At 45.1% G+C, this 26121-nt stretch carries 24 protein-coding genes; 16 read left to right on the top strand and 8 right to left on the bottom strand.

The annotated features are described in order from the left end of the window. The first annotated feature begins 42 nt into the window (after positions 1–42). Positions 43–861 (top strand): XRE family transcriptional regulator, encoded by an 819-nt coding sequence (locus tag MDMS009_RS15790; RefSeq protein WP_008290350.1) that lies wholly within the window; start codon positions 43–45, stop codon positions 859–861. 211 nt (positions 862–1072) lie between these two features. After that, positions 1073–1531, top strand: a complete 459-nt coding sequence (locus MDMS009_RS06075) for a protein YgfX (protein ID WP_008290777.1) — start codon at positions 1073–1075, stop codon at positions 1529–1531. On the opposite strand, the gene nadB is transcribed toward MDMS009_RS06075, so the two are convergent. Continuing rightward, entirely contained in the window at positions 1500–3110 is a 1611-nt protein-coding gene (nadB, locus tag MDMS009_RS06070; protein ID WP_043887991.1) for an L-aspartate oxidase, read from the bottom strand. The genes MDMS009_RS06075 and nadB overlap by 32 nt on opposite strands. Positions 3111–3240: 130 nt before the next feature. On the opposite strand from nadB, the gene rpoE reads away from it, so the two are divergent. The 12 genes from rpoE (at position 3241) to MDMS009_RS06010 (ending at position 14850) form a co-directional block, all read left to right on the top strand. After that, entirely contained in the window at positions 3241–3819 is a 579-nt protein-coding gene (gene rpoE / locus MDMS009_RS06065; RefSeq protein WP_008290782.1) for an RNA polymerase sigma factor RpoE, read from the top strand. Next, positions 3816–4376: a sigma-E factor negative regulatory protein gene (locus MDMS009_RS06060; RefSeq protein WP_008290767.1), complete on the top strand. Its 561-nt coding sequence runs from the start codon at positions 3816–3818 to the stop codon at positions 4374–4376. The genes rpoE and MDMS009_RS06060 overlap by 4 nt, the downstream gene beginning before the upstream one ends. A 6-nt stretch (positions 4377–4382) precedes the next feature. After that, the gene (locus tag MDMS009_RS06055; RefSeq protein ID WP_008290748.1) at positions 4383–5366 is read left to right on the top strand and encodes a MucB/RseB C-terminal domain-containing protein; all 984 of its coding nucleotides are present in this window, start codon (positions 4383–4385) and stop codon (positions 5364–5366) included. Next, positions 5366–5791 carry a SoxR reducing system RseC family protein gene (locus MDMS009_RS06050; protein ID WP_008290794.1) on the top strand — a complete coding sequence of 142 codons (426 nt, stop codon included), beginning with the start codon at positions 5366–5368 and terminating at the stop codon, positions 5789–5791. The genes MDMS009_RS06055 and MDMS009_RS06050 overlap by 1 nt, the downstream gene beginning before the upstream one ends. Then, on the top strand, positions 5788–7206 hold the full coding sequence (locus tag MDMS009_RS06045; protein WP_008290747.1) for a DegQ family serine endoprotease: 1419 nt from the start codon (positions 5788–5790) through the stop codon (positions 7204–7206). The genes MDMS009_RS06050 and MDMS009_RS06045 overlap by 4 nt, the downstream gene beginning before the upstream one ends. 151 nt (positions 7207–7357) lie before the next feature. Next, positions 7358–8062: a response regulator transcription factor gene (locus MDMS009_RS06040; RefSeq protein ID WP_008290746.1), complete on the top strand. Its 705-nt coding sequence runs from the start codon at positions 7358–7360 to the stop codon at positions 8060–8062. Then, complete coding sequence (locus MDMS009_RS06035; protein WP_008290809.1) at positions 8059–9414, top strand: sensor histidine kinase; 1356 nt, start codon at positions 8059–8061, stop codon at positions 9412–9414. The genes MDMS009_RS06040 and MDMS009_RS06035 overlap by 4 nt, the downstream gene beginning before the upstream one ends. A 114-nt stretch (positions 9415–9528) precedes the next feature. After that, positions 9529–11490, top strand: a complete 1962-nt coding sequence (locus MDMS009_RS06030) for a TonB-dependent receptor domain-containing protein (protein WP_008290801.1) — start codon at positions 9529–9531, stop codon at positions 11488–11490. Between the two features lie 88 nt (positions 11491–11578). Next, a complete protein-coding gene (locus tag MDMS009_RS06025) occupies positions 11579–12712 on the top strand; it encodes an ABC transporter substrate-binding protein (protein ID WP_154646985.1) in 1134 nt (377 codons plus the stop codon). Position 12713: 1 nt separating this feature from the next. After that, positions 12714–13787: a FecCD family ABC transporter permease gene (locus MDMS009_RS06020; RefSeq protein ID WP_008290757.1), complete on the top strand. Its 1074-nt coding sequence runs from the start codon at positions 12714–12716 to the stop codon at positions 13785–13787. Continuing rightward, the gene (locus MDMS009_RS06015; protein ID WP_008290792.1) at positions 13784–14578 is read left to right on the top strand and encodes an ABC transporter ATP-binding protein; all 795 of its coding nucleotides are present in this window, start codon (positions 13784–13786) and stop codon (positions 14576–14578) included. Before MDMS009_RS06020 ends, MDMS009_RS06015 begins: the two co-directional genes overlap by 4 nt. After that, entirely contained in the window at positions 14572–14850 is a 279-nt protein-coding gene (locus MDMS009_RS06010; protein WP_008290797.1) for a DUF2218 domain-containing protein, read from the top strand. Before MDMS009_RS06015 ends, MDMS009_RS06010 begins: the two co-directional genes overlap by 7 nt. An 11-nt stretch (positions 14851–14861) precedes the next feature. Here MDMS009_RS06010 and MDMS009_RS06005 read toward each other — a convergent pair whose 3' ends face one another. The 7 genes from MDMS009_RS06005 to MDMS009_RS05975 all read right to left on the bottom strand — a co-directional run bounded on the left by MDMS009_RS06005 (position 14862) and on the right by MDMS009_RS05975 (position 23241). Beyond that, positions 14862–15725 (bottom strand): sugar phosphate isomerase/epimerase family protein, encoded by an 864-nt coding sequence (locus MDMS009_RS06005; protein ID WP_008290779.1) that lies wholly within the window; start codon positions 15723–15725, stop codon positions 14862–14864. Between the two features lie 9 nt (positions 15726–15734). Next, entirely contained in the window at positions 15735–16712 is a 978-nt protein-coding gene (locus MDMS009_RS06000; protein ID WP_008290775.1) for a DUF6005 family protein, read from the bottom strand. Beyond that, positions 16712–16972 carry an acyl carrier protein gene (locus MDMS009_RS05995; protein ID WP_008290796.1) on the bottom strand — a complete coding sequence of 87 codons (261 nt, stop codon included), beginning with the start codon at positions 16970–16972 and terminating at the stop codon, positions 16712–16714. Before MDMS009_RS05995 ends, MDMS009_RS06000 begins: the two co-directional genes overlap by 1 nt. Continuing rightward, the gene (locus tag MDMS009_RS05990; protein ID WP_008290766.1) at positions 16969–18237 is read right to left on the bottom strand and encodes an AMP-binding protein; all 1269 of its coding nucleotides are present in this window, start codon (positions 18235–18237) and stop codon (positions 16969–16971) included. Before MDMS009_RS05990 ends, MDMS009_RS05995 begins: the two co-directional genes overlap by 4 nt. A 15-nt stretch (positions 18238–18252) precedes the next feature. Continuing rightward, positions 18253–19977 carry an IucA/IucC family protein gene (locus MDMS009_RS05985; RefSeq protein ID WP_043887986.1) on the bottom strand — a complete coding sequence of 575 codons (1725 nt, stop codon included), beginning with the start codon at positions 19975–19977 and terminating at the stop codon, positions 18253–18255. Beyond that, a complete protein-coding gene (locus tag MDMS009_RS05980) occupies positions 19946–21769 on the bottom strand; it encodes an IucA/IucC family protein (RefSeq protein WP_008290799.1) in 1824 nt (607 codons plus the stop codon). Before MDMS009_RS05980 ends, MDMS009_RS05985 begins: the two co-directional genes overlap by 32 nt. Before the next feature lie 125 nt (positions 21770–21894). After that, positions 21895–23241 (bottom strand): MATE family efflux transporter, encoded by a 1347-nt coding sequence (locus MDMS009_RS05975; protein ID WP_008290791.1) that lies wholly within the window; start codon positions 23239–23241, stop codon positions 21895–21897. 283 nt (positions 23242–23524) lie between these two features. Here MDMS009_RS05975 and lepA point away from each other — a divergent pair, with 283 nt between their 5' ends. Beyond that, a complete protein-coding gene (lepA, locus tag MDMS009_RS05970; RefSeq protein ID WP_008290754.1) occupies positions 23525–25321 on the top strand; it encodes a translation elongation factor 4 in 1797 nt (598 codons plus the stop codon). A 15-nt stretch (positions 25322–25336) separates the two neighbouring features. After that, positions 25337–26116: a signal peptidase I gene (lepB, locus tag MDMS009_RS05965; protein WP_202811608.1), complete on the top strand. Its 780-nt coding sequence runs from the start codon at positions 25337–25339 to the stop codon at positions 26114–26116. The last annotated feature ends 5 nt before the right edge of the window (positions 26117–26121 follow it).

The raw sequence follows: 26121 nt of genomic DNA, 5'->3' as shown, positions 1-26121 counted from the left end.
AAAAATTATGTACACATAAAATAACATTGTCAAGGGCTTGTAATGGAATCATTAGTTTACATTGGCGGCAGAATACTAGAGGAGCGTAAGCGTCTACGCTTAACCCAGCAGGATGTTGCTGACTTTGTTGGAATCACAAGGCAGTCACAAGCCAAATATGAAAAAGGTGAACGTAGCCCTGATGCTATTTATTTAGAAAAAATATTAGGGCTTGGGTTTAATTCGTATTACGTGCTGACGGGGAACGAAACCTTTCCAACTCGATCCCACTTAGATGTTGATGATAATTCATCATCAACACATAGAAATTCAAACGAATCAGAAACTTATGAAAAGCGGGATCGAAAATCTAAAGTGGGGCAAGTCGATCCCACTTCCAACGAAGAAGTGGGATCGAGCATCAAAGACTATTCAGCAGGAACTGGTAGCATTATGGAAACATTCGCCCACATCCCACTGTTTGATGTAAAAGCATCAGCTGGCAACGGTTATGTCATTCACGAGGAAGAGGAAACTGATGCACTTATATTCAAAAAAGAATGGATATATAACGAGCTACACAGCAGCCCAGCTAATTTATATCTGATTTATGTAGAAGGTGAGAGCATGGAGCCTGCATTGCGTCCAGGCGACGTTATACTCGTTGATCACACTGACAACGTTGCTAAACGTGACGGCATCTATGTAATCAGAATGGGTGAGTCATTACTAGTTAAACGGCTACAGCGCCTACCAAGTCAGCGGTTAAAGGTTACCAGTGATAATCCAGCTTATGAGCCTTTTGAGATATCACTGGATTTTGATTTGCAGAACGAGCTTTCGATTATTGGGCGAGTTGTTTGGAGTGGTCGTCGTCACTAATGAGCTTGATCGCAATTCATGTGTCTAAATGTTTACTATATTTAAAATGATCGCGATCCATAATTAATTATTAAATAAGCTTTAAATGTTACTCAAACCCTCATTATTAAAAGCTTCTTCCCATTTAAAACCATTAAATCCCGTTATATCCCGTCTTACTTAATCCATCTGTCCTCATTCATTGGTAGCAGTATTCTAACTGTTCATAGCGATGGAAAACAGGGACGAAAAAAGAGGGTTTTCATGGATGACGGTGCTGATTAAAACGTCGAGAGGAGTAGTGGTTTACTTATTCGGCATACATATCGTAGCGATTTTTACGCTATGGCTGATTGAGATTGATGTGATTTTCAGCAGTCTATTATCGATGCTGATTTGCTTGAGTCTGTTTGTTTATTGTCGTCGTTATCTGGGTGTCATGAGACATAAAAGACTGACTCAATTGCGCCTGGATAAGCAGAATCAGTGCTTTCTCAGTTTCTCAGATAACTCACTGAAAGGACCATATAGTCTAAAAGGCAGTGTTATTTTTAACGTGGCTTTGATTATGTATTTACGTTCAGGCAAGCATCTTTTATCGAAACCAGTTTTTATTCCGAAAGATGCCGTTGATGATAAAGCATGGCGCCACTTACGAGTCAGGCTGCGTGATCCTGACTCCTGGGATTGATAATGGTATCGACTGCTTTTGTTGTCGCTTGTGAGTCGGGGTAGTCCAATGTGTAGTGCAGGCCGCGGCTTTCTTTTCGCATCAATGCAGAGTCAATAATGAGTTCAGCCACATCCGCCAGATTGCGTAGCTCCAGCAGATCAGCACTAATGTGATGTTGACTATAGTAGTCACGAATTTCATTTTGCAGCAGAGCCAACCGCTGTTTGGCCTTATGGAGTCTGCTCGTAGAGCGAACGATACCAACATAATCCCACATAAATCGGCGAAGCTCGTCCCAGTTATGGCTGATGGCTATTGCTTCTTTGGCAGGATAAACCTGACTATCATCCCAGGCGGGCACCTGCGGTGGCGTGCGTAAAGTCTGCTGTTTGATGTCGTCTGCAGCAGCACGGGCAAAAACCAAACATTCCAGTAAGGAATTACTAGCCATGCGGTTAGCGCCATGCAGTCCGGTATTGGCTGTTTCCCCGATCGCATATAAACCGGGGATATCAGTTCTGCCATGCAAATCGGTCATGATGCCGCCACAGGTGTAATGCGCAGCGGGTACAACAGGTACTGCTTCTTGAGTCATATCGATGCCCAACTGCATGCAACGTTTGTATATGGTTGGGAAATGACTCTTGATAAATGCCGCCGGCTTGTGGGAAATATCCAGATATACACAGTCATGGCCTAAACGCTTCATTTCATAGTCAATGGCACGAGCCACTACATCTCTTGGTGCCAGTTCGCCTTGTGGGTGAAAGCGTTCCATGAAACGCTCTCCATTGGCCAGTTGTAATGTTGCTCCTTCACCGCGTAAGGCTTCACTCATCAGGAATGATTTTGCTTTGGGGTGAAATAAGCAGGTGGGATGAAACTGGATAAATTCCATATTCGCGATACGACAACCTGCTCGCCAACCCATTGCAATACCATCACCGGTTGAGACGTCTGGGTTGCTGGTGTAGAGATATACTTTACCTGCACCACCTGTAGCCAATACAGTCACAGGGGCGAGAAATGTGTTTGTTTCGTCCTTCTCAATATCAAGAACATAACAACCCAGCGCACGGTTAGGTTGTTCATCAAGTTGTTTATTGCTGGTAATGAGGTCAATGCCAATATGAAAAGGAAATAAGCTGATATTGGGGTGTGTTTTGGCCTTACCCAATAAAGTCGTTTCAACTTCACGCCCCGTCGCATCAGCAGAGTGGATAATGCGGCGATGGCTATGACCACCTTCTTGAGTCAAATGATATGTTTCAGCGGTAACACCATCACGGGTGAAGGACACGCCTTGTTGAATGAGCCATTCGATATTTTCACGAGCATGTTCCACGGTATAACGCACCGCATTTTCATCACACAAACCCGCGCCGGCCACGAGCGTGTCATCGATATGTGACTGAATAGAATCGGTTTTATCGAGTACGACGGAGATACCACCTTGTGCATAGAGAGAGGCACCTTCATCGAGCTGATCTTTGGAGATCACAGCTACTTTTGCTGTATCGGCCATATGCAATGCCAGAGTGAGTCCGGCGGTGCCACTCCCGATGATTAATATGTCAAAATGATGCGTTGTCGTCATAAGCGCGTATAAGGGTACAATGAATGTGGGATTATTTTGCACTGAATGTGGAACAAAGTTAAATCGACATGGTCAATCAAGCAGTAAATAAAAACAAGCTCTGGCGTGTCGATCAAAGCTGGACAAAAGGATGAATGTGGATCAAGAGCTAGTACGACGCGTACAGGCAGGTGATAAAAAGGCGTTTGACCTGTTGATTATGAAGTATCAGCAGCGGATTATTCATGTGATAACCGGCTTTGTGCATGATCCGGTCGAAGCTATGGATGTCGCTCAAGAAGCATTTATCAAAGCCTACCGCGCGTTGCCGGGGTTTCGTGGTGACAGTGCGTTCTACACGTGGTTGTACCGTATTGCCATCAATACATCCAAAAACTATCTCACTGCCGCATCACGCAGGCCGCCAGTGTCAGATGTGGATGCGATGGATGCAACGATTTACTACGACGCGCCGGAATTGAAGGAATTTGAAACGCCTGAAAGTAGTCTCATGAGTGATGAGCTAAAACAGGCGATACATCTGGCTATTCAAGATTTGCCAGAAGATACAGCAACGGCTATCAAACTGCGGGAGTTTGAAGGTCTGAGCTATGAGGAAATTGCACAGGCAATGGATTGTCCAATTGGTACAGTGCGCTCTCGAATTTTTCGCGCCAGAGAGGCAATAGACAAACAGGTCAAAGCAGTAATGGGTGGAGAGGAACAATGATGACTGCCAAACAACGAGAACTATTATCTGCATTCGTCGATGGCGAATTAAATAAGCAGGAAATTGATGAACTACTGGCGCTGATGGAGACAGACAAAGACGCCAAAACTGAATTTATGCGATACCAGTTATCGAGTGACGTGATTCATGGCTATAAGAGTTATTCAACACCGGTTGATTTAACTCAACGTATCAGTGCCGCGTTAACGGATGAAAAAGCTCACTCTGTCGAAGCAACCGATATGCCAAAAGCCAAGGTGTTTGCCTTGCCAAACTGGTTCTGGAAACAAACTGCAGGACTTGCCGCAGCAGCATCAATTGGTGCCTTAGCGGTTGTCGGTGTTATGAACCAACCGCAAACAAGTTTGTCACCACAATTAGCTGAAATTGATAGTGTGCAACAACAGGGTTTAACGCACTCTGCGACTAATCGCTGGACCGTCGGTGAGCAAGAGGTGGAAGACAGATTGAATAATTATCTCGTGGATCACAATGAATACGCCGGTGCATCAGGACTGTTTTCTTATGCGCGTGTCGTGTCATATGGCGAGGAGTAAACATTGATGCGGTTTTTGCTACATCTGTTTCTGGTCATGAGTGTTGCTTGGTCTGCTAGCATCCAAGCGAATGACAAAGAAGCTGTCCAGATGCTGGAGCGCATGACAGAAGCAGCAAAAAACCTGACCTATGAGGGTGTCTTTGCTTATCAGTCAGGTAAAACTCTACAATCCATCCGTATTTTTCACCGAGCCGATGCCAGAGGTGAAGTGGAACGCTTAATATCCTTAAATGGCGCTGCCCGAGAAGTTATTAGAAGCAACGATATGGTGACCTGTATCAACCCAGAAGGTAAACAGGTTAATGTGAGCCGGCGACCATTGGGAAGAGGATTTCCAAGTGATTTACCTAGACGTCTGAGCTCAGCGACACCCTATTATGAGGTAGGTTTGGGCGACACCGATCGCGTCGCTGGTAGACAAGCACATGAACTGATTATCAAGCCGCTTGATAACTATCGCTATGGCTATCGTCTTTGGGTGGATAGTGAAACAGGCTTGCTACTCAAGTCTGAGTTAAGAAATGACCAGGGTGAAGTACTTGAGACCTTTGCTTTTTCATCAGTATCAACAAGTGTTCATATCCCTGAACATAAACTGAAACCGCAAATGAATGGCGAAGAGATGACTTGGCATCGTTCTGAGCCAGAAACGCCAATGGATATGGCTAAAATGACCAATAATGTGTCGCAATGGCGCATGCAGTGGTTGCCTGAAGGGTTTGCGCTGGTGGCACAGCAAACACGTCTTCGTGCGAGCAACGGCGCTGCTGTTGAGCAGCGCGTTTACAGTGATGGATTAAGTTCGGTGTCTATTTTTATCGAAAAAATTCGCGCTCGACATGACCATCTCAATGGTGGTTCGCACGTTGGTGCAATCAATGCTTACGGTACTATCATGCACGCTCATTTTGTAACTGTTGTTGGGGAAGTTCCGGCTGTAACAGTTGAAAAAATTGGTAATGCCATTACTCACATAGCAGCACAATAATGATCGAACAGAAAGCAACAGTTATTAGTCGTGATATCCATCAGGTTTGGGTGGAAGCTGAACGCCAATCTACCTGCGGTCAATGTCAGGCGAGAAAAGGCTGTGGCACCGGTTTACTGGCAAAACATGTTGGCCAACGATTTTCACGTATTGCTGTTAAAACCAGTCAAGATCTTCGAGTAGGCCAACAGGTGATGGTGACGATTCCAGAGCAGGCTCTGTTGTCGGGGGCCGTCATGATGTATTTACTACCATTACTGCTAATGTTTGTAACTGCGGCACTGGCACGTATTGCAAATAGTGGGGAACTGGTTGAAATCATAGCGGGTCTATCAGGACTAGTAGCCGGCTTTTATTTCGTCAAATCACGACTCAAAAACAAAAATACCGGTGTGCAAGTAAAAACAATAGAGGATTTCAAATGAGACAATACAAAACCTGGTCAGCGTTTATGATGCTGCTCGCTTGGGTAATGTTGAGCTTCAACCTGCAAGCTCGTAACTTGCCTGACTTTACGGATCTGGTTGCAGACAATGGTGATGCCGTCGTCAACATCAGTACCCGTAACAAAAGTGAACAAACTCCCACATCGATGCTGCCACCAGGCCTTGAAATACCAGAAGGCTCAGGTATTGACGATTTCTTCAAAAAATTCTTTGAAGGTCCAAATGGTATGCCGCCTTCACCACGTGAGAGTGAGTCTTTAGGTTCAGGTTTTGTTCTTTCTGATGATGGTTATATATTGACTAATCATCACGTAATCAGAGATGCAGAAGAAATCATCGTACGTTTTAGTGACCGCACCGAAATGGAAGCGGAGCTTTTAGGCAGTGATGAACGCAGCGACGTGGCATTAATCAAAGTGGATGCCACGGGGTTGAAGTCTGTAAAACTGGGTGACTCGAATAAGCTCAAAGTAGGGGAGTGGGTATTAGCCATTGGCTCGCCTTTTGGCTTTGATTACTCAGCTACTGCGGGCATTGTCAGCGCGCTAGGCCGTAGTTTGCCAAGTGATAGCTATGTACCCTTTATCCAGACAGATGTCGCGATTAATCCGGGTAATTCCGGCGGTCCGCTATTCAATTTGAAGGGGGAAGTGATAGGCATTAACTCCCAGATATACAGCCGCACTGGTGGGTTTATGGGCGTTTCATTTGCGATTCCTATTGATACCGTGATGAATGTGGTTGCCCAAATTAAAGACCAAGGCTACGTCAGTCGAGGTTGGTTAGGTGTCGTTATCCAAGACGTGACTCGGGAACTGGCTGAATCGTTTGGTCTGAACAAACCCCGTGGCGCTCTGGTTTCACGTGTAGTGGCTGACAGCCCTGCGGCGGCGGCTGGCTTTAAAGCAGGTGATGTCATTCTTGAGTTTGATGGCAAGGACGTTGAGGCATCATCAGATCTACCGCCAATCGTTGGTCGCACCATGGTGGGTAAAGAGGTCGATGTCAGAATCATGCGTGATAATAAACGTCAAACACTTCAAGTCAGCATCGAAGAGCTACCTGAGGAAGAAGAACTGGCAAGCAATAGTGGCAAACAAGGTCGCTTTGTAGATTCTCGCTTAAGCGTTGAGGTGGCAGATATTAAGCCTGCTCAGCGTGATAAATTAGGACTGGAAACCGGCGGCGTGATTGTCACAAAAGTGGAAAAAGGCCCGGCGATCAATGCAGGCGTTCGGCCTGGTGATGTCATTCTAAGTCTTAACAATGTTGAACTTAATGATGCCCATCAATTCGTTGAGGTAGCGAAAGAGCTACCCGCTGGTAAACCGATTCCTATATTAATTCAACGAAATGGCGAGTCTCAATTCTTGGCGCTAAAAATAGCCAAATAATTACATGTAATAAGTATCTCGTATCATGAAAAAAGCAGCTGATTGCATCGCAACAGCTGCTTTTTTTTTACTTAGGCATTTATTTTTTTTTAGTTTGCACATATCATTAATGAAAATGATTAGCATTTAGATTAATGTGATAGCTGAAAAAATGACTCAAGTAGACAACGTAAAAGCGCGAATTCTGATAATTGAAGATGACAAAATACTGAACAAACAGCTCAGAGTGTTATTGGATGGGGCGGGCTTTGAAGTAACGCAATCCTATGATGGGGATGCCGGTCTGTTAACCGCGGTGAGTGACCAGTTTGACCTTATTTTGCTTGATGTCGCCTTACCGGGAATAGATGGCTACAACGTGCTGAAAGTACTCCGACAGAGTAGGGAGACGCCCGTCATTATGCTCACTGCCCATGGTGCAGAAGAAGAGCGCATTATTGGCTTACGCAATGGCGCGGATGATTATTTATCGAAACCGTTCAACTTAACGGAATTATTGCTTCGAATAGAGGCTATTTTAAGACGGTCATTGAGACAGACCAAGCCTGAGGTTAGCGTGTCTCATATGAACCGCTCAGGCTTGCAACTGGATAAAACCACACAAGAAGTGTATTTCGACGGAAAAAAAATAACCTTTACTCCCCTGCAGTTCAAGTTATTGTGGATTCTGATGCAGCATCCAAGTCAGACATTGAGTAAACCTCAGCTCTACCGTCTTGTGCTGGAAAGAGACTTTAGTCGATATGATCGAAGTCTGGATATGCATATGAGCCGGGTGAGACGCAAACTGGTCGCAGCTGGTATGCCGGCTGATAGACTACAAACGGTACATGGGACCGGTTATATTCTGTTATGAGGCGCCGTTTGCTGTGGAAGCTGAGTGTCATTATTGTCGCTGGCACCGTTTTGCTGTTCTGGTTAATTCATTGGTTAATGATGCAAACCGAACAACATATGAGTTTTATTGATGAAACTTATCAGCAAGAGCTGTTGGATTATGCCCGACAGGCTGAGACTCTCTATCAACGCGGTGATATGGCCGCATTAAACACATGGTTGCTACAAGTACAGGAACAAGAACAGACCTGGGTTGCTCTGGCAAAGTCAGATATTCAACCGCTGGCAGGTAGCTTTTTATCTAAGCAATTTAAGGATGGCTTTCGGCTAGGGAGAAACATTGAATGGAAAATCCACCTGTATTTCAAACAAAATCCGATTATGGATGTGACGTTTGCTGATGGAAATACGCATTTTCTGATCACCTTGCCACAACGTATGCGACCAGGGACATATTGGTTTCAAGCTAGCCTGCTGTTACAAATTGCATTGCCGATGGTATTGATGGCGTTGTTGAGCTTTGTGATTTATCGTCATGTGATGTCGCCATTGCGTCAGCTTGAACGAGCAACGCATCAACTGAGTGATGGTCAATTTGACGTTCATCTGCGCGATAAATTGGGCGATCGCCAAGATGAGATTGCTGTGATCGCTGAGACTTTTGACAAAATGGCGCAGCGTATTGGCAACTTGATCCAGACGCAGCGACATCTAACATCTGATTTGTCGCATGAGCTACGTACACCTTTGACCAGAATTGAGTTGGCATTGAGTTGGGCAGAGCAATCGGGGGTGAATCAACAACCCATTCAGCGCATACGCGAAGACTGTCACCAAATGCGCGACTTGGTGGAAGATACCCTGACACTAGCATGGATTGAAAACGAGCAACCTGATCTACAAAGCGAGGAACTGGACCTCAGTGATTTAATCGACAGTATCGTTGATAATGCGCGGTTTGAATTTCCAGAACATCAGCTTGTTACTGAGTTACCAGAACATTCTCAGCTAAGGCATTGCAGCATTAGGGCATTGGGGCATGCACTAGAAAACATCATCAGAAATGCACTTAGCCATACGCCTAAGGGTGGTCAAGTAACGATTTGTTTATTTAAAGAAGATGCCCATTATCAGATTCAAATTGATGATCAAGGCTCAGGTGTAGCAGACAAACATCTGGAAGATATTTTCAAACCTTTTTTCAGGATAGCGAGATCAAGTCAGCCCTTATATCAAGGTTTCGGCGTGGGACTTTCGCTTGCTAAGCGACAGGTTCAAGCTGTCGGTGGTGTGTTACAGGCTACAAACCTCAACACGGGTGGTTTACGAATGACAATTACCTTACCAGTAGCCTCATTATCCTTGTGTTAATTCACATTTTTATAACAGAAATGTAACAGTTGTAAATTTCTTTTCATTTCAATCGATTGCTCATTAGAATGCGACCTTGTTGTATTTGATAATGATTATTATTACGAGGTTGTTGTGAATAAGAAACTTAACCAAATTAGTCGGCCTACTGTGCTTTCCGTCGCATTACTGTCAGCAATGGCTACGCAGTCTGTTGTTGCCGCAGAGTTAATAGAACTGGACACCTTAGAAGTATCGGGTAATACCATTACACCGGAAACCAATAGTGTTAACGCTGAGCAGATTGAAAAGTTACAAGCTAATGACCTGGAAGACTTGTTCAGCCAATCTCCAGAAGTCACTATCGGTGGCGGTGTTGATATTGCTCAAAAACTGTATGTGCGTGGTGTGGAAGATCAATTGCTGAACATCACTATAGATGGTGCTCAACAAGCAACACGTCTATATCATCACAACGGTCGTATCACCATTGAACCTGAGTTACTAAAACGTGTTGAAGTTAATGCCGGTGCTGGTAATGCCTTATCTGGCCCAGGCGCTTTAGGTGGTTCAGTTAAGTTTGTTACTAAAGATCCTGAAGATATGTTGAAACCAGGCCAACAGTTTGGTGGTTTGCTTAAAGGCACTTTCTCGAGCAACACTGACAGCTTCAAAACTAATACTAGCTTGTTTGGTCGTCTGACAGATGACTGGAGTGCTATGGTTTCCTACACTCAAAACAAGCCTGATGAGTACGAAGATGGCGACGGTAATGAGCAAGCGGGTACCAGTTTCGATCAGGATTATTTGTTTGCGAAGGTTGTTGGTCACCTGACAGACAGTCAGACCATTCGTTTGAGTTATGAAAAGCGAAAAGATGAAGGGGAGAGAACCGCTAGACCTCAATGGATAGTAAGTTCGTTTAATCAATTATTCCCAATGGAATCAGAGCGAGAAACAGTAACGTTAAATTATGAATTGAACCCGGTTGAAAATCAGTATGTAGATCTAAACCTGACAGTATTTAATACCGATTCTGACTTGTTCAACGATGGTCGTTTTGGACCGTATTACGGAAGTGGTGAAAGCCGAGGCTTTGATTTACGTAATACATCCAATATCGGTATGCATAAAGTGACTTATGGTCTCGATTACCGTCATGATGAAACAACAGCCGGCGACCCAACGGATAAAGAGGCAGCTGAAGAGAAGTCAAAAGTGAAAGGGGTATACATTCAGGATGATATTCAATTGACTGATGCCTTGTTGTTAAGTGCGGGGCTACGTTACGACGATTATGAGTTAGAAGATAATAATGATGTCGACTTCGATGAAACTGAGGTGAGTCATAATATTGGTATTAATTACCACTTTACCGATTACTTTAGTGCGTTTGTATCATATGCTGAGGCCTTCAAAGGCCCATTAGCTCAAGATGCTTTCAAACTGGATGGTTGGAGCAAAGATCCTAACCTTAAACCTGAAGATGCTGACAATACCGAGTTTGGTGTGGCTTATGAGTCACCGACTTTATTTGCTTCAGCGAAAGTGTATCAATCTAATATCAATGACTTGATTGGAGACCCATTATTCGGAGCCCGAGTTTATGAAAATGTGGGTGATTTAGAGTCGGATGGTTACATTCTTAGAGTCGGTAACCGTTGGGATAACCTGATGGCGAGTCTGAGCTTTCACCATAACGATGCTGAAGTTGATGGGGAAGATGCTAACGCCTACGAGCATGGTGGTATTGCCAACACAATTGGTGATACTTGGATCGCACAATTTGATTATGAACTTAATCAACAATGGGCCTTTGGTTGGAATGCCCGTTTCGTTAAAGGCGAAGATAATATCGAAACATCGGTAGGGGATATTGATAAAGCCGGTTATGGTGTACATGATTTCTATGCGCAGTGGCTACCATCGACCACAGACGATGTACGTATAACCTTAACAGTGCGGAATGTGTTTGATAAAAATTACTTAGATCATGCCAGTAACGGTGATTTTGAGCACATTGCTGGTTACGAGGGTGTGAAAGGTTTGAACGAACCCGGTCGTGATGTGCGCTTGAGCGTAGCTTGGCAGTTCTAAATGGGCTTTAATTTTCCCTGATTAGAGTTATCTATTGAGTCAGGTACTTCGGTATCTGACTCATTTTTGTATCAAAAAAATGTTTACCATGCTGATGTTATTTATTCGCCGTTTTTCGATTATTTTAGCGCTGACATATCTGTTACTTCCTTTATGCGCTCAAGCTCAAGTTATTACTGATCTGGCTGGAAGGCAGGTCGATTTGCCCGAGAAAATTGACCGTATTCTTTTGGGAGAAAGCCGCTATATTCCTGCCTTAGGTATTTTGCAACCGGATGATCCGTTGCGGCAGATCGTGGGCATGTTACCTGACTTTAAATTGGCTGATCCGGCCGGTTATCAACAATACCAGCAACAATTTCCTCATATTGATGCTATTCCTTTGATTGGGCGGAGTGCGCGAGATAGCTTTAGTGTCGAACAAGCTATTGCGCTTGATGCTGATGTGGCTGTGTTTGGGCTGGAAGGGCATGGGCCGACATCAAAAGATTCACGTTTGATTGAACAGCTTAAACAGGCCGGTGTGACAGTCGTTTTCGTTGATTTCCGCCAAGAGCCAATTAAAAACACACCAACCAGTATCACCATATTGGGGCAGGTTTTAGGGCAAATGGAACGAGCCTCGACATTTAATAAGTTCTATCAACAACAACTGGACGCGATTGAACAACGATTGCAAACGCTTCCTGCCGGCAAGCGGACAAAAGTGTTTTTGCATAGTCGAGTCGGTTTAGGCTCGACCTGTTGTGAGACGATGGTCAACGGTATGATGGGACATTTTATTGATTGGCTGGCGGCAGACAATATTGCTACTGAATATGTACCGGGCACGGCAGGCATTATTAATCGAGAATATTTATTAATTAACCAGCCTGATGTGTATATCGCCACAGCAATAGGGTCAGTTAACACTTTGACTGACAGCCCTCAATTTATCGCGCTTGGCGCAGGTGTGTCACACGAGTTAGCACAACAGAGTTTTCAACATAATTTATCTGCACCCTGGCTGGCCCAGCTTGATGCTGTAAAACAGAAACGTGCCTTTGCGATCTGGCATCATTTTTACAACTCACCATTAAATATTGCTGCGTTACAAGCTTTTGCCAAATGGCTCTACCCAAACGCGTTCAACGATCTGAATCCTGACACTACTTTGGAAGAGATATATCGACGCTTTCAGCCGATTGAGCTTAACGGCACCTATTGGGTAGGGACAAATTAAGATGGCTTCTGATGTTTTACCACAGCATGATTCTGAAAGTACGTCGCTCGCCACAAAGTATCAGCGTTCGATTAGTTGGAAGCTTCTTCTTCTATCATTTTTAGTATTACTCGTTGCTGGCTCATTTGTGTTTGATGTGGCCAGTGGACCCGCCGCGTTATCATGGTTAGAGGTTCTCAATGGGTTGTTTCAGGCTGATGCTGTAGAAGGGGCTGTACGCGTCATCATATGGGATGTTCGTTTACCACAAGCTTTACTAGCGGTGGTTGTGGGCGCGTGCTTGGGTTTAGCAGGTGCTGAAATGCAAACCGTGCTCAATAATCCTTTGGCAAGTCCTTTTACCTTAGGCATCGGTGCGGCGGCAACGTTGGGTGCTTCACTGGTCATTGTGTTTCAATTTAGCCTGTTTGGACTGCCGTCAACCATTATCTTACCGCTTGCTGCTTTTGTGATGTCAGCATTAGCTGCACTGTTAATATTATTTTTATCACGTCATTTCGGCGCGGCAGTGCATACCGTCGTTTTGTTTGGTATTGCCTTGTTATTTGGCCTTAATGCGATCGTCGGCTTATTACAGTTTGTTGCCGATGCTGAAGCGGTTCAGCAAATAGTGTTTTGGACTATGGGCAGTCTGGCAAGAGCGGGTATGGCGGAAGTGACGCTGGTGGCTGCAGTATTACTTTTGGCATTGCCTTTTTCAATGCGCCAAAGCTGGGCTATGACAGCGTTGCTGAGCGGAGAAGAGCAGGCCCATAGTATGGGGATCAAAGTATCGCGCTTACGCTTAATGGTGTTAATGCGCGTCAGTGTCTTAACGGCGGCAGCATTGGCATTTGTGGGTGAAATTGGCTTTATTGGTTTGGTTGCGCCACATATTGCACGGCTATTACTTGGGGAAGATCATCGCTTCTTTTTACCAGGGAGTGCCTTAGCCGGTGCTTTGTTACTGTCCTTATCTTCTATCGCCAGCAAGATGTTGATTCCAGGTGTATTAATTCCGGTTGGAATTATTACAGCGTTAGTGGGAATTCCTCTATTTATTGCCTTGATTATTAAACGAGGCAGAACGCTATGAGTACGCTGCAAGTAGATAATCTGAGTGTGCGTTATGGGAAACATCAGGTGTTAAACCAGCTTAACTTTGGTCCTGTAAAGGCAGGACAACTGATTGGTGTTATCGGCCGTAATGGCGCAGGGAAGTCCACACTATTGAAGGCAATGACCGGCTTGGTTCCGCATCAGGGGAAAGTGAGCCTTAATCAGCAACCACTGGCGTTACTCGGCGATCCGCAGCGCAGCTCACAGTTAGCTTATTTACCCCAGACATTACCACAGCCAAGTACGCTGACGGCATATGAAATGGTGTACAGCAGTTTTCGTGCTGTCGCCGCTAATGTACCCAGAACACAGATTGAAGCATCGCTAGAAGCCGTATTCAAACAGCTGGGTATCCACCACCTGGCTTTACGTCGGTTAGACCAGCTATCGGGTGGTCAACGACAAATGGTTGGCCTTGCTCAAGTGTTAACCCGACAACCTCAGCTATTACTACTCGATGAGCCAACCAGTGCCCTTGATTTGCACTGGCAGCTCAATGTATTACAAACCGTTACGCAAACCTTGAAACAGCGACAACACATCGGCTTGATTGCGATACACGACATTAATCTGGCGCTACGTTTTTGTGATCAACTAATGGTGCTTGCAGACGGCAAGGTTCTGGCCATGGGTAACAGCCGAGAGGTATTAACTTCTGACTTATTGAGGCAAGCCTATGGGGTTGAAGCACGAATTGAAACCTGCTCTCAGGGGCGGCCAATCGTTTTATGTGATAGCGCAGATATGGGAGAACACGCAGCATGGTAGAAAAAAATGCCGTAATCATGACCACACAAGCAGATAGATTTGTGCGTATGCTCTGTAAACATTTTTCACATAAAGTTAATGCGGACTGGGGTGATGAACAGGGCTGGGTTGAATTTGCAATGGGCCGTTGTGAGTTATCTGCAGAGCCACAACAGCTGCTTGTTCGTTGTCATGCTGATAATGAAGCCGATCTGGAAGTGGTCACGGATACGATCAAATCACATTTTGATCGCTTTGCCCAAAAGCAACAGTTAACGCTCAACTGGCGTTAGGTCACATCGCGTTAACCCACCACAAGTTTTTCGTTATGTGCGCTATTGGCTGCATGCTGGTAAGACGTGAAAAAGCGTTGTAACTGACGGTTATCATTTTGCAGCACTGAGTGCACGTTGGGGCCAAACCATTCCAATGAGGCATCAAGCTCGGCATGTTGGCCAATGCTCTCCAGAAAAGCCTGATAATCCAGTGCTCCCTCAAACAAAGGCACCATGCCTTCACGGTTGCCGGCTGCAGCGTATACATTAGCGGGTGCAAAAACATTTAGCATTGCAGCCGAGCTGATATTTTTTAGGTGAATGTGCTGGATATAGGGTTTGAGTTGTTGCCAGGCGATGTGAGGCTGTTCGCCTGCTTCCCACAGGTGCAGAACATCAAAGTTTACCGCCAAGGCTGGGTGGTCGACGGCTTTTAACAGTTGCAAGGTTGCATGGGTGTTATCTGCCAGTGTATTGGGGTGAGTTTCTAATACCAGATTAACCCCGTTTTGAGCGCAACGCTCAGCGAGCAGGTACAAGCGCTCAGCTATAGCGTGATGCTCATCCGGGGTAATAGCTTGGCTAGGTTTATGGCCAGCAAAAGTGCGTATTTTCTTACAACCCCAACGAAAAGCGAGTTCACCTAGTTTATCTACTTTGTCTAATGCCGCTTGTGCTGAACCAGTGACAGATAAGTAGTCACTTATCATCGATACCTTTAGCTGCTGTTCGGCCAGCCAACTCGCATTGAACTGTGGTTGAGCTTCAAGGTTTGTCGCGTGGACACCCCACAATTCAATGCCTTGAAATTGATGACGTTGGGCCCATTGCGCTATATCACTGATTGATAGCAAATGATGACGGAAAGAAATCGTACACAAGGAGAGTTTCATAATAATTCCTTAGGCGTGTGCCAACACCGAGGTGGGCTGGCTGAGTTCAGACCACTGCTCGAAAACCTGTTGAAGTTTGTGTTTAATAGCGAATTCGCGTTGGTCCTGTAGGTCGAGTAAATCGAATACAGCAGTGGCGAGATCTGGATTACCGATCATCGCCAGTTTCATACAGCGATACTGAAGTTGGGTATAGCCATTGACTAAGCTTTCTATCTCGTCACACCAGTTTTCGAATTCATCTTCATTCAGAGATAAGGCTTCCCAGAAATAGGCAAAGGCATGCTCAAAGGCATATTTACGAATCGCCATCACCGGAATTTCGCGTAGTGCCGTATCAAGTTCTGATAACGCGAAGCGATCATCATCGAGATGTGATGTCACAATTTGACGCAGGGCATCAGTAAACGGATTTTGTGTCAGCTTCATACTTTGTGCAAAGTAGGCTTTGACGGTGTCTTCGCTGGTATGATGAATGTCGATGGCATCAAAATAATAGCCGCCACCCACAGTGGGCTGGTTAATGGCATTAAGAATTCGATTTTTTGGCAACGGGCCTTCCCAACGAAAATCCGGATCCCACATAAACCAAATATCTGGGTCATCGGTAGTTTCCAGCATCACAAAGTGTGGAAAGGGATTTTGATTGAATTTGTTTTCGCGTTCCGGCAGGTGATACATATCCAGCATCACCATAATATTGCGCTCGGCAGGTTTGGTTTCGACCATTTCGACAAGCGTTGCGATATTGTGCTGCTTGCTTTGCTGATCGTCATACCAGGGCTTAATTTCTACGCCGTAGAGTAATTGATACCAGCTTTTGAAATTGTCATGTTGGGTGTGCTCAGAGTGATAGGACAAGACCTTTTGTTCACTAACACTAAAGTCTGCATCCCAGACACCAAAATAAAACGGCCGGTGATCAACGCCCGGTGTTTTTTTAATCACTTCACAGACACAACTGACAAAGCAATGCACTTTAATCATCAGACGGCCTCCTGCTGTAAAGACAGGAGAAACTCGGCCAGACTGTCGACGCTGACAAAGGCTTCACCGGATAAGGCATCATCAGGAATGTTGTAGCCTTTTTTCAGTTCCAGATTGAGAAGCAACTGCAAAAACTGCACAGAGTCTAAATAGAGATCCTGATTTAAACGTGCATTGGCATGAAACTGATCCATATGAGGCAGTTGCATATCGTCTTTCATGATGAGGTAAAGGTCGTCGATAACGTGTTGTTTATTCATGCTGACTGGCTGACCTTTTGCATTAAATCAATTTGCTCTTGAGCTAAAAGGCGGCGATTCACTTTGCCATTCGCCAGTTTGTTGATGACTTCAACTTGTTCGATATCGACTGGGAGTTGGTACGGCGAGAGTTTTTGAGCACACCAGTCACGCAGGATTTGTTGACTGATCGTTTTATCAGCAACGAACTTGAGACACACACGCTCACCAGCAAACTGATCGGGCTTCTTAAATACGACTGCATCGGTGATTTCTGGGTAAGTGAGTAAGACATCCTCAACTTCTTGCGGATAAACATTAATGCCCGCTACGTTAATGGTGTCATCCAGTCGCGACATAAAGTGTAAAACGCCCTGATTATCAAAATAGCCCAAGTCTTGGGTAGCAACTTGCTTCTGACCTGTGCTCACGACAATTTCAGAAGGCGTGTCGCTATTGCCGCTAGCTTTAACGGTTAAATGACCAAGCGGTTGTCCCATGCCATTAGCAGATTGCGTATTCAAGTTGACCGCAATACAACCGGCTTCCGAGCAACCATACTGTTGAAACAGAAACTGTGTTTTTTGGCTGAGCTCTTTAAATTGAGGGGCGGGCAATACCGATCCAGAAGTCATCACAGCATATAAAGACTCATTAGCCGGCAGCAATTTAGTCAGCACATTGAGCATGGTGGGGGAAGAGTAAAGCAAAGCATTGGGCGTTTGGCGTAATTTACGCAGCACGTATTTGGGGTTAAGTTCCGTCAGCACCAATGGTTGTTGACCACGTTTGAAGGTGGATAAAACGCCACAAAGCAGACCATATGAATGAGTGATAGGACAGGTAACAACCGGCGTCATATCTTTAGCCTGTTGCAGAGCCGCATTGTAATGTTTAATTTCTTCATCAATGTCTTCCCAGCTTCGCTCTATCCGCTTGGGTTCCCCTGTGGAGCCAGAGCTGAACTGGACCAGACCTGCTGGTACCGTGCCGCTGGTTGGGTGCAAAATTTCAATATGGTCGATATCGTCATAAATCAAAATATGACTTTCTGCGTTGGATGCCGCACGTCGTGCAGCTTCCAAAGGCATTGTGGGGTGTAACGGAACAACCGAGCCGCCACGTTCACGCAGGTACAAAACCAGCGCTGTTGTTTGCGCTGTATTGGACAGACAAATAGCCAGTCGGCGCCCACGGCAATGGCGGATTTCAGGTTTTGCATCAAATTGGCGATAAAATTCGCCAAACTGTTGATTGTCATAAAATTCGTCGTTTACATACATCATGGATGGGGTGCTCTTTTAAACGGAGTAAAAAGGATTTTTGACCACGTGATGGCATTCTGCTGTTTGCGGATAACGCAATTTTCGTGTGATCAAGGACTCGGTTCGGAATTGTTTTTGCTGCATGCCAATACGCGCTGCTCGAGTGACATTACGAGGGTGCGTCTCGGCATATTGTTCGAGGCTGGTTTGTAATAGGCGCCAGAACTGACGTTCGTTAAAGCGATAGTGCTCGCTAAGCAAGTGTGCGAGTTCTGATAAGTTGTAGATATACATAGTGTCGACAAACAGCTCGCGTAAGGCGTCGACATTCTGCATCCAATAAAAGGTATCGGGGCTGTCATCTGCATAACACGAGTCCAGAGACAGGAAGTCGGGCTTAAGTTCCGGCTGTGCTAAAAAGTCTTCAACAAACTCAACGCTTTCATGAAAGTCTCGCGCAGCCAGCCTTTGTGGCCAGCCATCTTGATGCAATAAAATCAGGTTTTGTGCATGCGCTTCGATGGCAACGCCGTGCTCAACTAACAAGTGCCAAACAGGTAATACGCTGGTATCAAATAATTGTTTCAACCAGACTTGCAGACTGTATTCTTGTATCCAGTCATGAATAAACGGTTTGCCGTCCTGCTCGGTCAAAAGTAAAGCATTGAACGGTATTGCGGTTTCGTGTGGCTGTGCATGTTTATCGATACTGTCACGCCAGATCACGGCGAGTTGTCCTGCTAAATCATTCTGTTCCGGTTCGACCAGTATGCCGGCATATTCTTCAAGAATAACTAAAGGCTGCTGCTGGCTAAGGTAGGGATCGTTATCAACAATCTGTTTTAACCAGTGAGAAATAACAGGAGCACTACAGACTGAGTGTGGTTCCAGCGTCCGTAGCGCCGAGGTGTTCACCATATTTAATGGGAGCTTGATATGGGCTTTAACCGGGTTGGAGACATTCATCAAACTTCGTACTGACTGTGTCGCCTGATAACTATCTCCTGCTGCGGCTAAATACAATACGGTACCGTCTTGCAACCAGTTATTTAGCATGTCTGCTTTAAGTGTCAGCCATTGCCATGGATGAATGGGTAATAAGGCATAATCATGCCAGTTGCCATCCAATAATCGAAGGCGCTCATTCAGCAGCGCCCAACTTGTCTGGCCAATTTCTTTGATCCAAAACTGAGATTCGCCACATGGCAGATTCATCTTCACTATCTGTCTATCCACTGCGAGCCAATGCAGTTGAAAGCTATGACCTGCTTCAGGGCCATACAATCGGTGATCTGCGATACTGAAACCGGTTCGTGCTTTAAAGCAGGGATGATAGAGATGGCCCTCATCAAGCAATTGCTCAAGCTGTTGACTCGATAAATGACGACGCGTAGTTGCCCGATGCAAGTGCATGGCATTCCAGTCACTCAGCGTAATGGTTTGCTGTAGTTCCTGTTGTAACCTTTGAATAGCATCGGGATTGCTGTCACAGGCAGTAAGCAATAAACCAAGTGAAAGCCCGCTTGCTATCAAAGTATTTTTTTCTACTCGGATGCGGTCAAACCCTGCTTGCTTGCCATAGAGCGTATAGTTCTGGCCTTGTATCGTCAGATTAAAGCGCATGCGATCACCATTGCTGGTGGCATGCTGGCTGAACTCAAGCTGGCCTTCAAACAATAATGCTTCAAGGAGTTGTTTGAGAACACGACTTTCAGCGGAAGAGATAGGCTCAGACTTGGGCAAAGCGAGTGCTGTTTGCATCGGTTCCTTCCTCGATAACGGGGTATTGGGCTAAAAAAGGATTACGAACTTGCGTATAAACAGCCTGTTCCATCTCGGCAGTCAGTTCGTCAACATCGTGTACACGGGTCAGTAAGTTGGATTTGCAGGGCAAAAATTCGGCATTAAGAAAGCGGTGGATTAGTCGGGCACCTGCGCCATCTAATTGTTGTTGTAAGGAACGCAGCCGTTGGCGTGACTCCTCTAATAACACTGTTTCAGCAATCAATCCGTCAGCGGCAAAACGGTGAATGACCCCAGCTAACTGATTGAGAATGAGGTAGTAACCAAAACGATCCTGAATCATGGTTTCGTCATAGAATAATTCTTCTGTCTCTTTTGCCATCGGCTCCAAGTCCAGAATATGTTGACGATAACTTTCAGCGAGATAAAAACCTTGATTATCACGGTAGAAATAACGACGTGGGTAACCGGACGATACGTCAAGCACGCTATTTTGTTGATGGGCTTCTAATGCAATGCCATGCAGGTCAAAGAGGCGAATTAACGGTTCGATGGCATTTTGCCAATACAGTGAAAACCAATCACGGCATACGGCTTTACTATTTCGACCTTCGCTTAAGGCAAGCCCTTCAATTAAGCGTCTCAATGCCGAGACTGAACTGAAAACAGGGTCTTGCATTAACGCTGCTATGCTATAAATTCCCTCGTCTTGACCTTCTGGAAAGGGGTTTGATCTAATCACGGTTTCAAAGCCGCTTTCCTCTAGCCCGGCTAGATTGAGGGTGATATAGGCCGGATCAGTAATAATGTGGAAGCCTGGAAATTGTTTGCAAAACTGGCTGTTAGCCAATAGTTTGGCAGCCACTACCCCAGCTTTAAGTTCATGCTTTTGGTTCAAACGCTGTGAGTTGGTTATTTTGACCGGTAGTGACACCTTTAGCATCCATGGCAACTTGGGCTGATACAACGTCCTCACTGAAGAGGTAGGCGTAAATACTGGCCCTGCAGGCCCTATTTTTCGTAACTTTCCTTGCAAAACGGCCGATTGAATATGATTATCATGTTCGAGTTTATCGGCCTGAAGCGGGTGTAATGGCAGTGCGACTTCATCAGCTTTCAGCATGAACTCTTCACCCCTATCACCGATAATGTCCTGCATCATTTGCAAGGCTGTTTGTGACGTAACGGAATCTTGTTCTATTAGTGTTTCAGAGGCGGCATACCAAACCAGCTTAAAGTTACCTTGTAGCTCAGGGCTGTAGAGTGGTTGTTGCCATTCATGCATACCCTGACGACTTTTAGGTGTGGGGTGCGACCAGTGCCCATAAAGTAAAGACTGTTCAGTATCGATAAAGCGACTGCTGGATAGGAAAGCATCTTGCCAACGTGAATCAAGAAAAAGACTCATTAGTTGATAGCTACTGACCAATCTGGCTAGCAGTTCTATTTCTTGCGACGCGTTGCTGACATTTGAGTTGTCGTTAGTGCGATGATAAATTTCTCGCACTAACATAACGAGCAGGCTGAACATGGGAATTGGCCGCCAGCTTGAATCGTCGTTTTGTTGCCACACTTGTAAAAAATGATGATGCCCGGTTAAAGAATAAAAACTGACATCAATCACTACCGCACAGCGTTGTGATGTTAGTTTCAGCTCAACCAGCCACTCCCCATGCATTAGACCTTGCAGACGATGATCGTGTTGCCATTGTTTAGCTGCATGCCAATGCCCATTATCAAACTCATTTAGAAAGCAATTGAGGAAGGCTTGGTAACTGGCAATTTCTGCGATGTGTGTAGCTTGATTCATAAAACAACATCCTGTTGACGGGTGAAGCAAAGCTTCGGGCCAAATTGATGTTGCCGATCTTAATTGCTAATAATTCTCATTAGCAATTGAATTTACAATTGTTACATAATTGTTTGAGCCAGTTCTCAGTTTTTGTTTTTGCTTGGTCTGAATCGCCAAAATAAGTAGGCTGCCAGCAAAAAAGTAAGCCATTCAGCAATCGGCAGCGCGAGAATAAAGTCTGGCTGTGGCAATAACCATGAGAACAGTAGTAACAGCCCGACGGGAAGGACAAAACTACGTGAGAGCGCAATAAACATGGATGGTATCGGCTTTTGCATGGCTGTCAGGTAAATCGACAAGGTGACATTCACGCCATTAATTAAGAACAGCGGCCAGATAAGGCGAATGAACTCACTTGATAAAAGACGAGTAGATATCGAGGCTTCGTTTAGAAACAGGCTTATCAGACTTTGTGGCCAAATTAATAGGGTTAACGTGAGCCCAAAACCTACCAACATCACCATAGTAATACCGACAGAAACAAACTGTGTGATGCGCTTGTATTGGCCTGCGCCGTGATTATGGCTGACAAGCAAATGTAGGGCATCTGCGAAGCCGTAATACAACATCAGACTGACGAAGATAAGGTAGTTGATAACAGCGAATGCAGCGACGCCCTCGACATCGAGCGTGGTGACCAGCAGCCAGTTCAATACCAAAATGACTAAACCGCCAGAAATTTCATTAGTAAACTCTGACAAACCATTAAATGAGATTTGCTTAAGTTCTACCCAGCCTTGACGAGGCCAGCAGAAAAATAGCTGGCGATGATCTCTGAAAAAGAACTTCGACAAAATCACTAGCTGAATCGATTGAGCAATAGCGGTGGCCCAGGCTGCACCGACTAAGCCCATATCAAAACCGATAATAAAGATGGCATCTAGCACAATATTCATCATCGCGCCGCTTACCAAAGCGGTTGTTGCCAGTCGTTGTCCATTATCGAGTCTGAGGAAGTAATACAGCACCATCGTGAAGATCTGTATTACTAGCACAGCACTGATGATCCGAAAGTAAGGTAATATCAATCCCATCAAACTATCTGGTGTGCCAAGCCAGCTTAAAATGGTGCTATCAAATAACCACGACAGCGCCAGAAATAAAAGTCCAACAAATACAACGGCAACTAAGCATTTACTGAATACAGCAGATGCTTCAAAAGACTTGCTTTGACCTAGGAAGTGACCACCTCGAACAGCGCCACCTATTGCTAGCATTAACGCTAAGCCAAAGATGAGCGTTAAATAGGGTATAAGTAGGTTTATCGCGGCCAAACCGTCAGCACTGACAAAGTGACCAACAAACATACCATCGACCAAACTCGCGGTTGTAATTGCCACTAAACCGAGAATAGAAGGTAAGGCATATTTTAGAAATGTGATAAACACCGGCCCATCTATAATTGGGTTATCAGTTTGCTTGTGAGACATAGAGTGAACTCAGTGTGGGGAGAAGAAAGCCGTTAATGCTAATCATTCTTATTTGCCAGAGCAAGCGAATGATCGTAGTAGAGTAATAAAACGGTGTCTTGCTTAGTTATTCAATGGGATTGATTATCGTTTTGTATCAGTTAAATGCGTATAATACCCGGTCATTTGCTGAATGCGTGACACACAGGCCAATTTCTGCTTTTAGCAGTCAAGCTATAGATTTTGTAAATGGGGTAAAAACGCCGGAGCTAATGCGCGGTGTCACCAACAAAAATGTAACTAAATGAATAATATACGTAACTTTTCAATTATTGCTCACATCGACCACGGGAAATCGACGATTGCGGATCGTTTTATCCAAGTCTGCGGTGGTTTGACGGATCGTGAGATGTCTCAACAGGTGCTCGATTCAATGGATCTTGAGCGCGAGCGAGGCATCACTATCAAGGCACAAAGTGTGTCGCTGGAATACAAAGCCCGTGATGGTGAAACCTATCAGTTAAATTTCATTGATACCCCAGGACATGTCGACTTTTCTTATGAAGTGTCACGCTCACTCGCTGCATGTGAAGGCGCATTGTTAGTGGTTGATGCTGCGCAAGGTGTCGAAGCGCAAAGTGTAGCGAATTGTTACACCGCGATAGATTTGGGCTTAGAAGTGTTACCGGTTTTGAATAAAATCGATTTACCTTCGGCCGAACCAGAAATTGTGGCGCAGGAAATTGAAGATATTATCGGTGTTGACGCCATGGATGCTGTGCGCTGCAGTGCTAAAACGGGGCTCGGCATTGAGGATGTTTTAGAAGAGCTGGTGGCTCGCATACCGGCACCCAAAGGTGATCCTGATGCGCCGCTGAAAGCGCTCATCATTGACTCATGGTTTGATAGCTATGTTGGGGTTATTTCACTGGTCCGTATTGTTGACGGCTCACTGAAACATAAAGATAAGATTAAGGTCATGTCCACTGGCCAAGAATATCAGGTGGACCAGGTCGGTACCTTTACCCCTAAGCGCACACCATGCAACGTGCTTGATTGTGGCGATGTCGGCTATGTTATTTCTGGAGTGAAAGAGATCGATGGTGCACCGGTGGGTGACACCTTGACGCATGCGCACCATGGCGCAGAAACAATGTTGCCGGGCTTTAAAGAAGTAACTCCTCAAGTTTACGCCGGCATTTTCCCCGTTAGCAGTGATGATTATGAGTCTTTCCGTGATGCGTTGTCGAAGCTGCGTTTGAATGATGCCTCATTGTTTTATGAACCAGAAACGTCACAAGCGTTAGGCTTTGGTTTTCGTTGTGGTTTCCTCGGTTTACTTCACATGGAAATCATTCAAGAACGCCTCGAACGTGAATATGACCTGGATCTGATTACCACGGCACCGACCGTGGTGTTTGAAGTGTTGAAAAAGAATAATGAGGTTGCTCGCGTTGAAAATCCTGCTTCTCTGCCGGATATCGGCACCATAGAAGAAATTCGTGAACCCATTGTGGCAGCAGATATTTTAGTGCCTCAAGAGCATCTCGGAGCGGTGATTACGCTATGTGTTGAGAAGCGTGGTGTGCAAAAAAACATGCAATACATGGGTAAGCAAGTTGCACTGACTTATGAACTACCGATGAATGAAGTGGTCATTGATTTCTTTGATCGGGTTAAATCGGTGAGCCGAGGTTATGCATCGTTGGATTATCACTTTATACGTTTCCAACCTGCTGACTTGGTAAAACTGGATATCTTAATCAATGGTGAGCGGGTTGATGCCCTATCATTAATTGTGCATAAAGATACCAGTGTCAGCCGTGGTCGTTTATTGGTTGAGAAAATGAAAGAGCTGATCCCACGGCAGATGTTCGACGTTGCGATTCAGGCTGCCATTGGTGGTCATGTGATTGCTCGCTCAACCGTTAAAGCGATGCGTAAGAATGTATTGGCTAAATGTTACGGCGGTGACGTCTCTCGTAAGCGTAAGCTTTTGGAAAAACAGAAAGCCGGTAAAAAACGCATGAAGTCTGTTGGTAAGGTGGATGTGCCGCAGGAAGCATTTCTGGCAGTGTTACAACTGTCCAAAAATTCATAGAAGGAGCAATGCCGAGTGAGTTTTCCAGCATTAATGGTGTTATTGGTCGCCGTAACAGGTTTTATCTGGCTGATAGATAAGATATTTTGGGCCCCTCAGCGGGATAAGGATATAAAAGAGCCTGTGGTTGTGGAATACGCACGTTCGTTTTTCCCCATCATTTTGCTGGTTCTGGTTATTCGTTCATTTATTGCTGAACCGTTCAGAATTCCCTCATCATCCATGGTGCCGACGCTACATATCGGTGACTTTATTTTAGTCAATAAGTTTTCTTATGGCATCCGTTTGCCCGTTATTCATACCAAAATTTTGAATACTGGTGAGCCGGAGCGTGGCGATGTCATGGTGTTTCGCTATCCCAAAAAAGAGGCGAATAAAGATAAACCCGATGTAGATTATATTAAACGCGTTGTTGGTTTACCTGGCGATAAAGTGGGCTATTTTAATAAAACCATTTATATTAATGGTGAACCCGTTGGGCAGGAGCGTCGCGATAAAACAGCTGAGTTAAGAACTATTTCAGCACCTGGCTCTGAATTACGCTTTGAACATTTAGGTGAAGACGGCCATATGGTGCTAGTGGAACCTGATAAACGCTTAGTTGAGGGTGAAACAGTGGTACCAGAAGGTCATTACTTTGTTATGGGGGATAACCGTGATAATAGTAATGACAGTCGTTATTGGGGAACGGTGCCAGAGCAAAACCTTGTGGGTAAAGCGTTCTTTATTTGGATGAGTTGGGACTGGAATGCGGGCGGCATAATCTGGAATAGACTTGGACGGTCAATTGACTAAGGAGA

Origin of the sequence: Methylophaga thiooxydans DMS010 (assembly GCF_000156355.1) — a bacterium.
GTDB classification, from domain to species: Bacteria; Pseudomonadota; Gammaproteobacteria; order Nitrosococcales; family Methylophagaceae; genus Methylophaga; species Methylophaga thiooxydans.
This window is presented reverse-complemented; position numbering and strand designations above follow the sequence as displayed.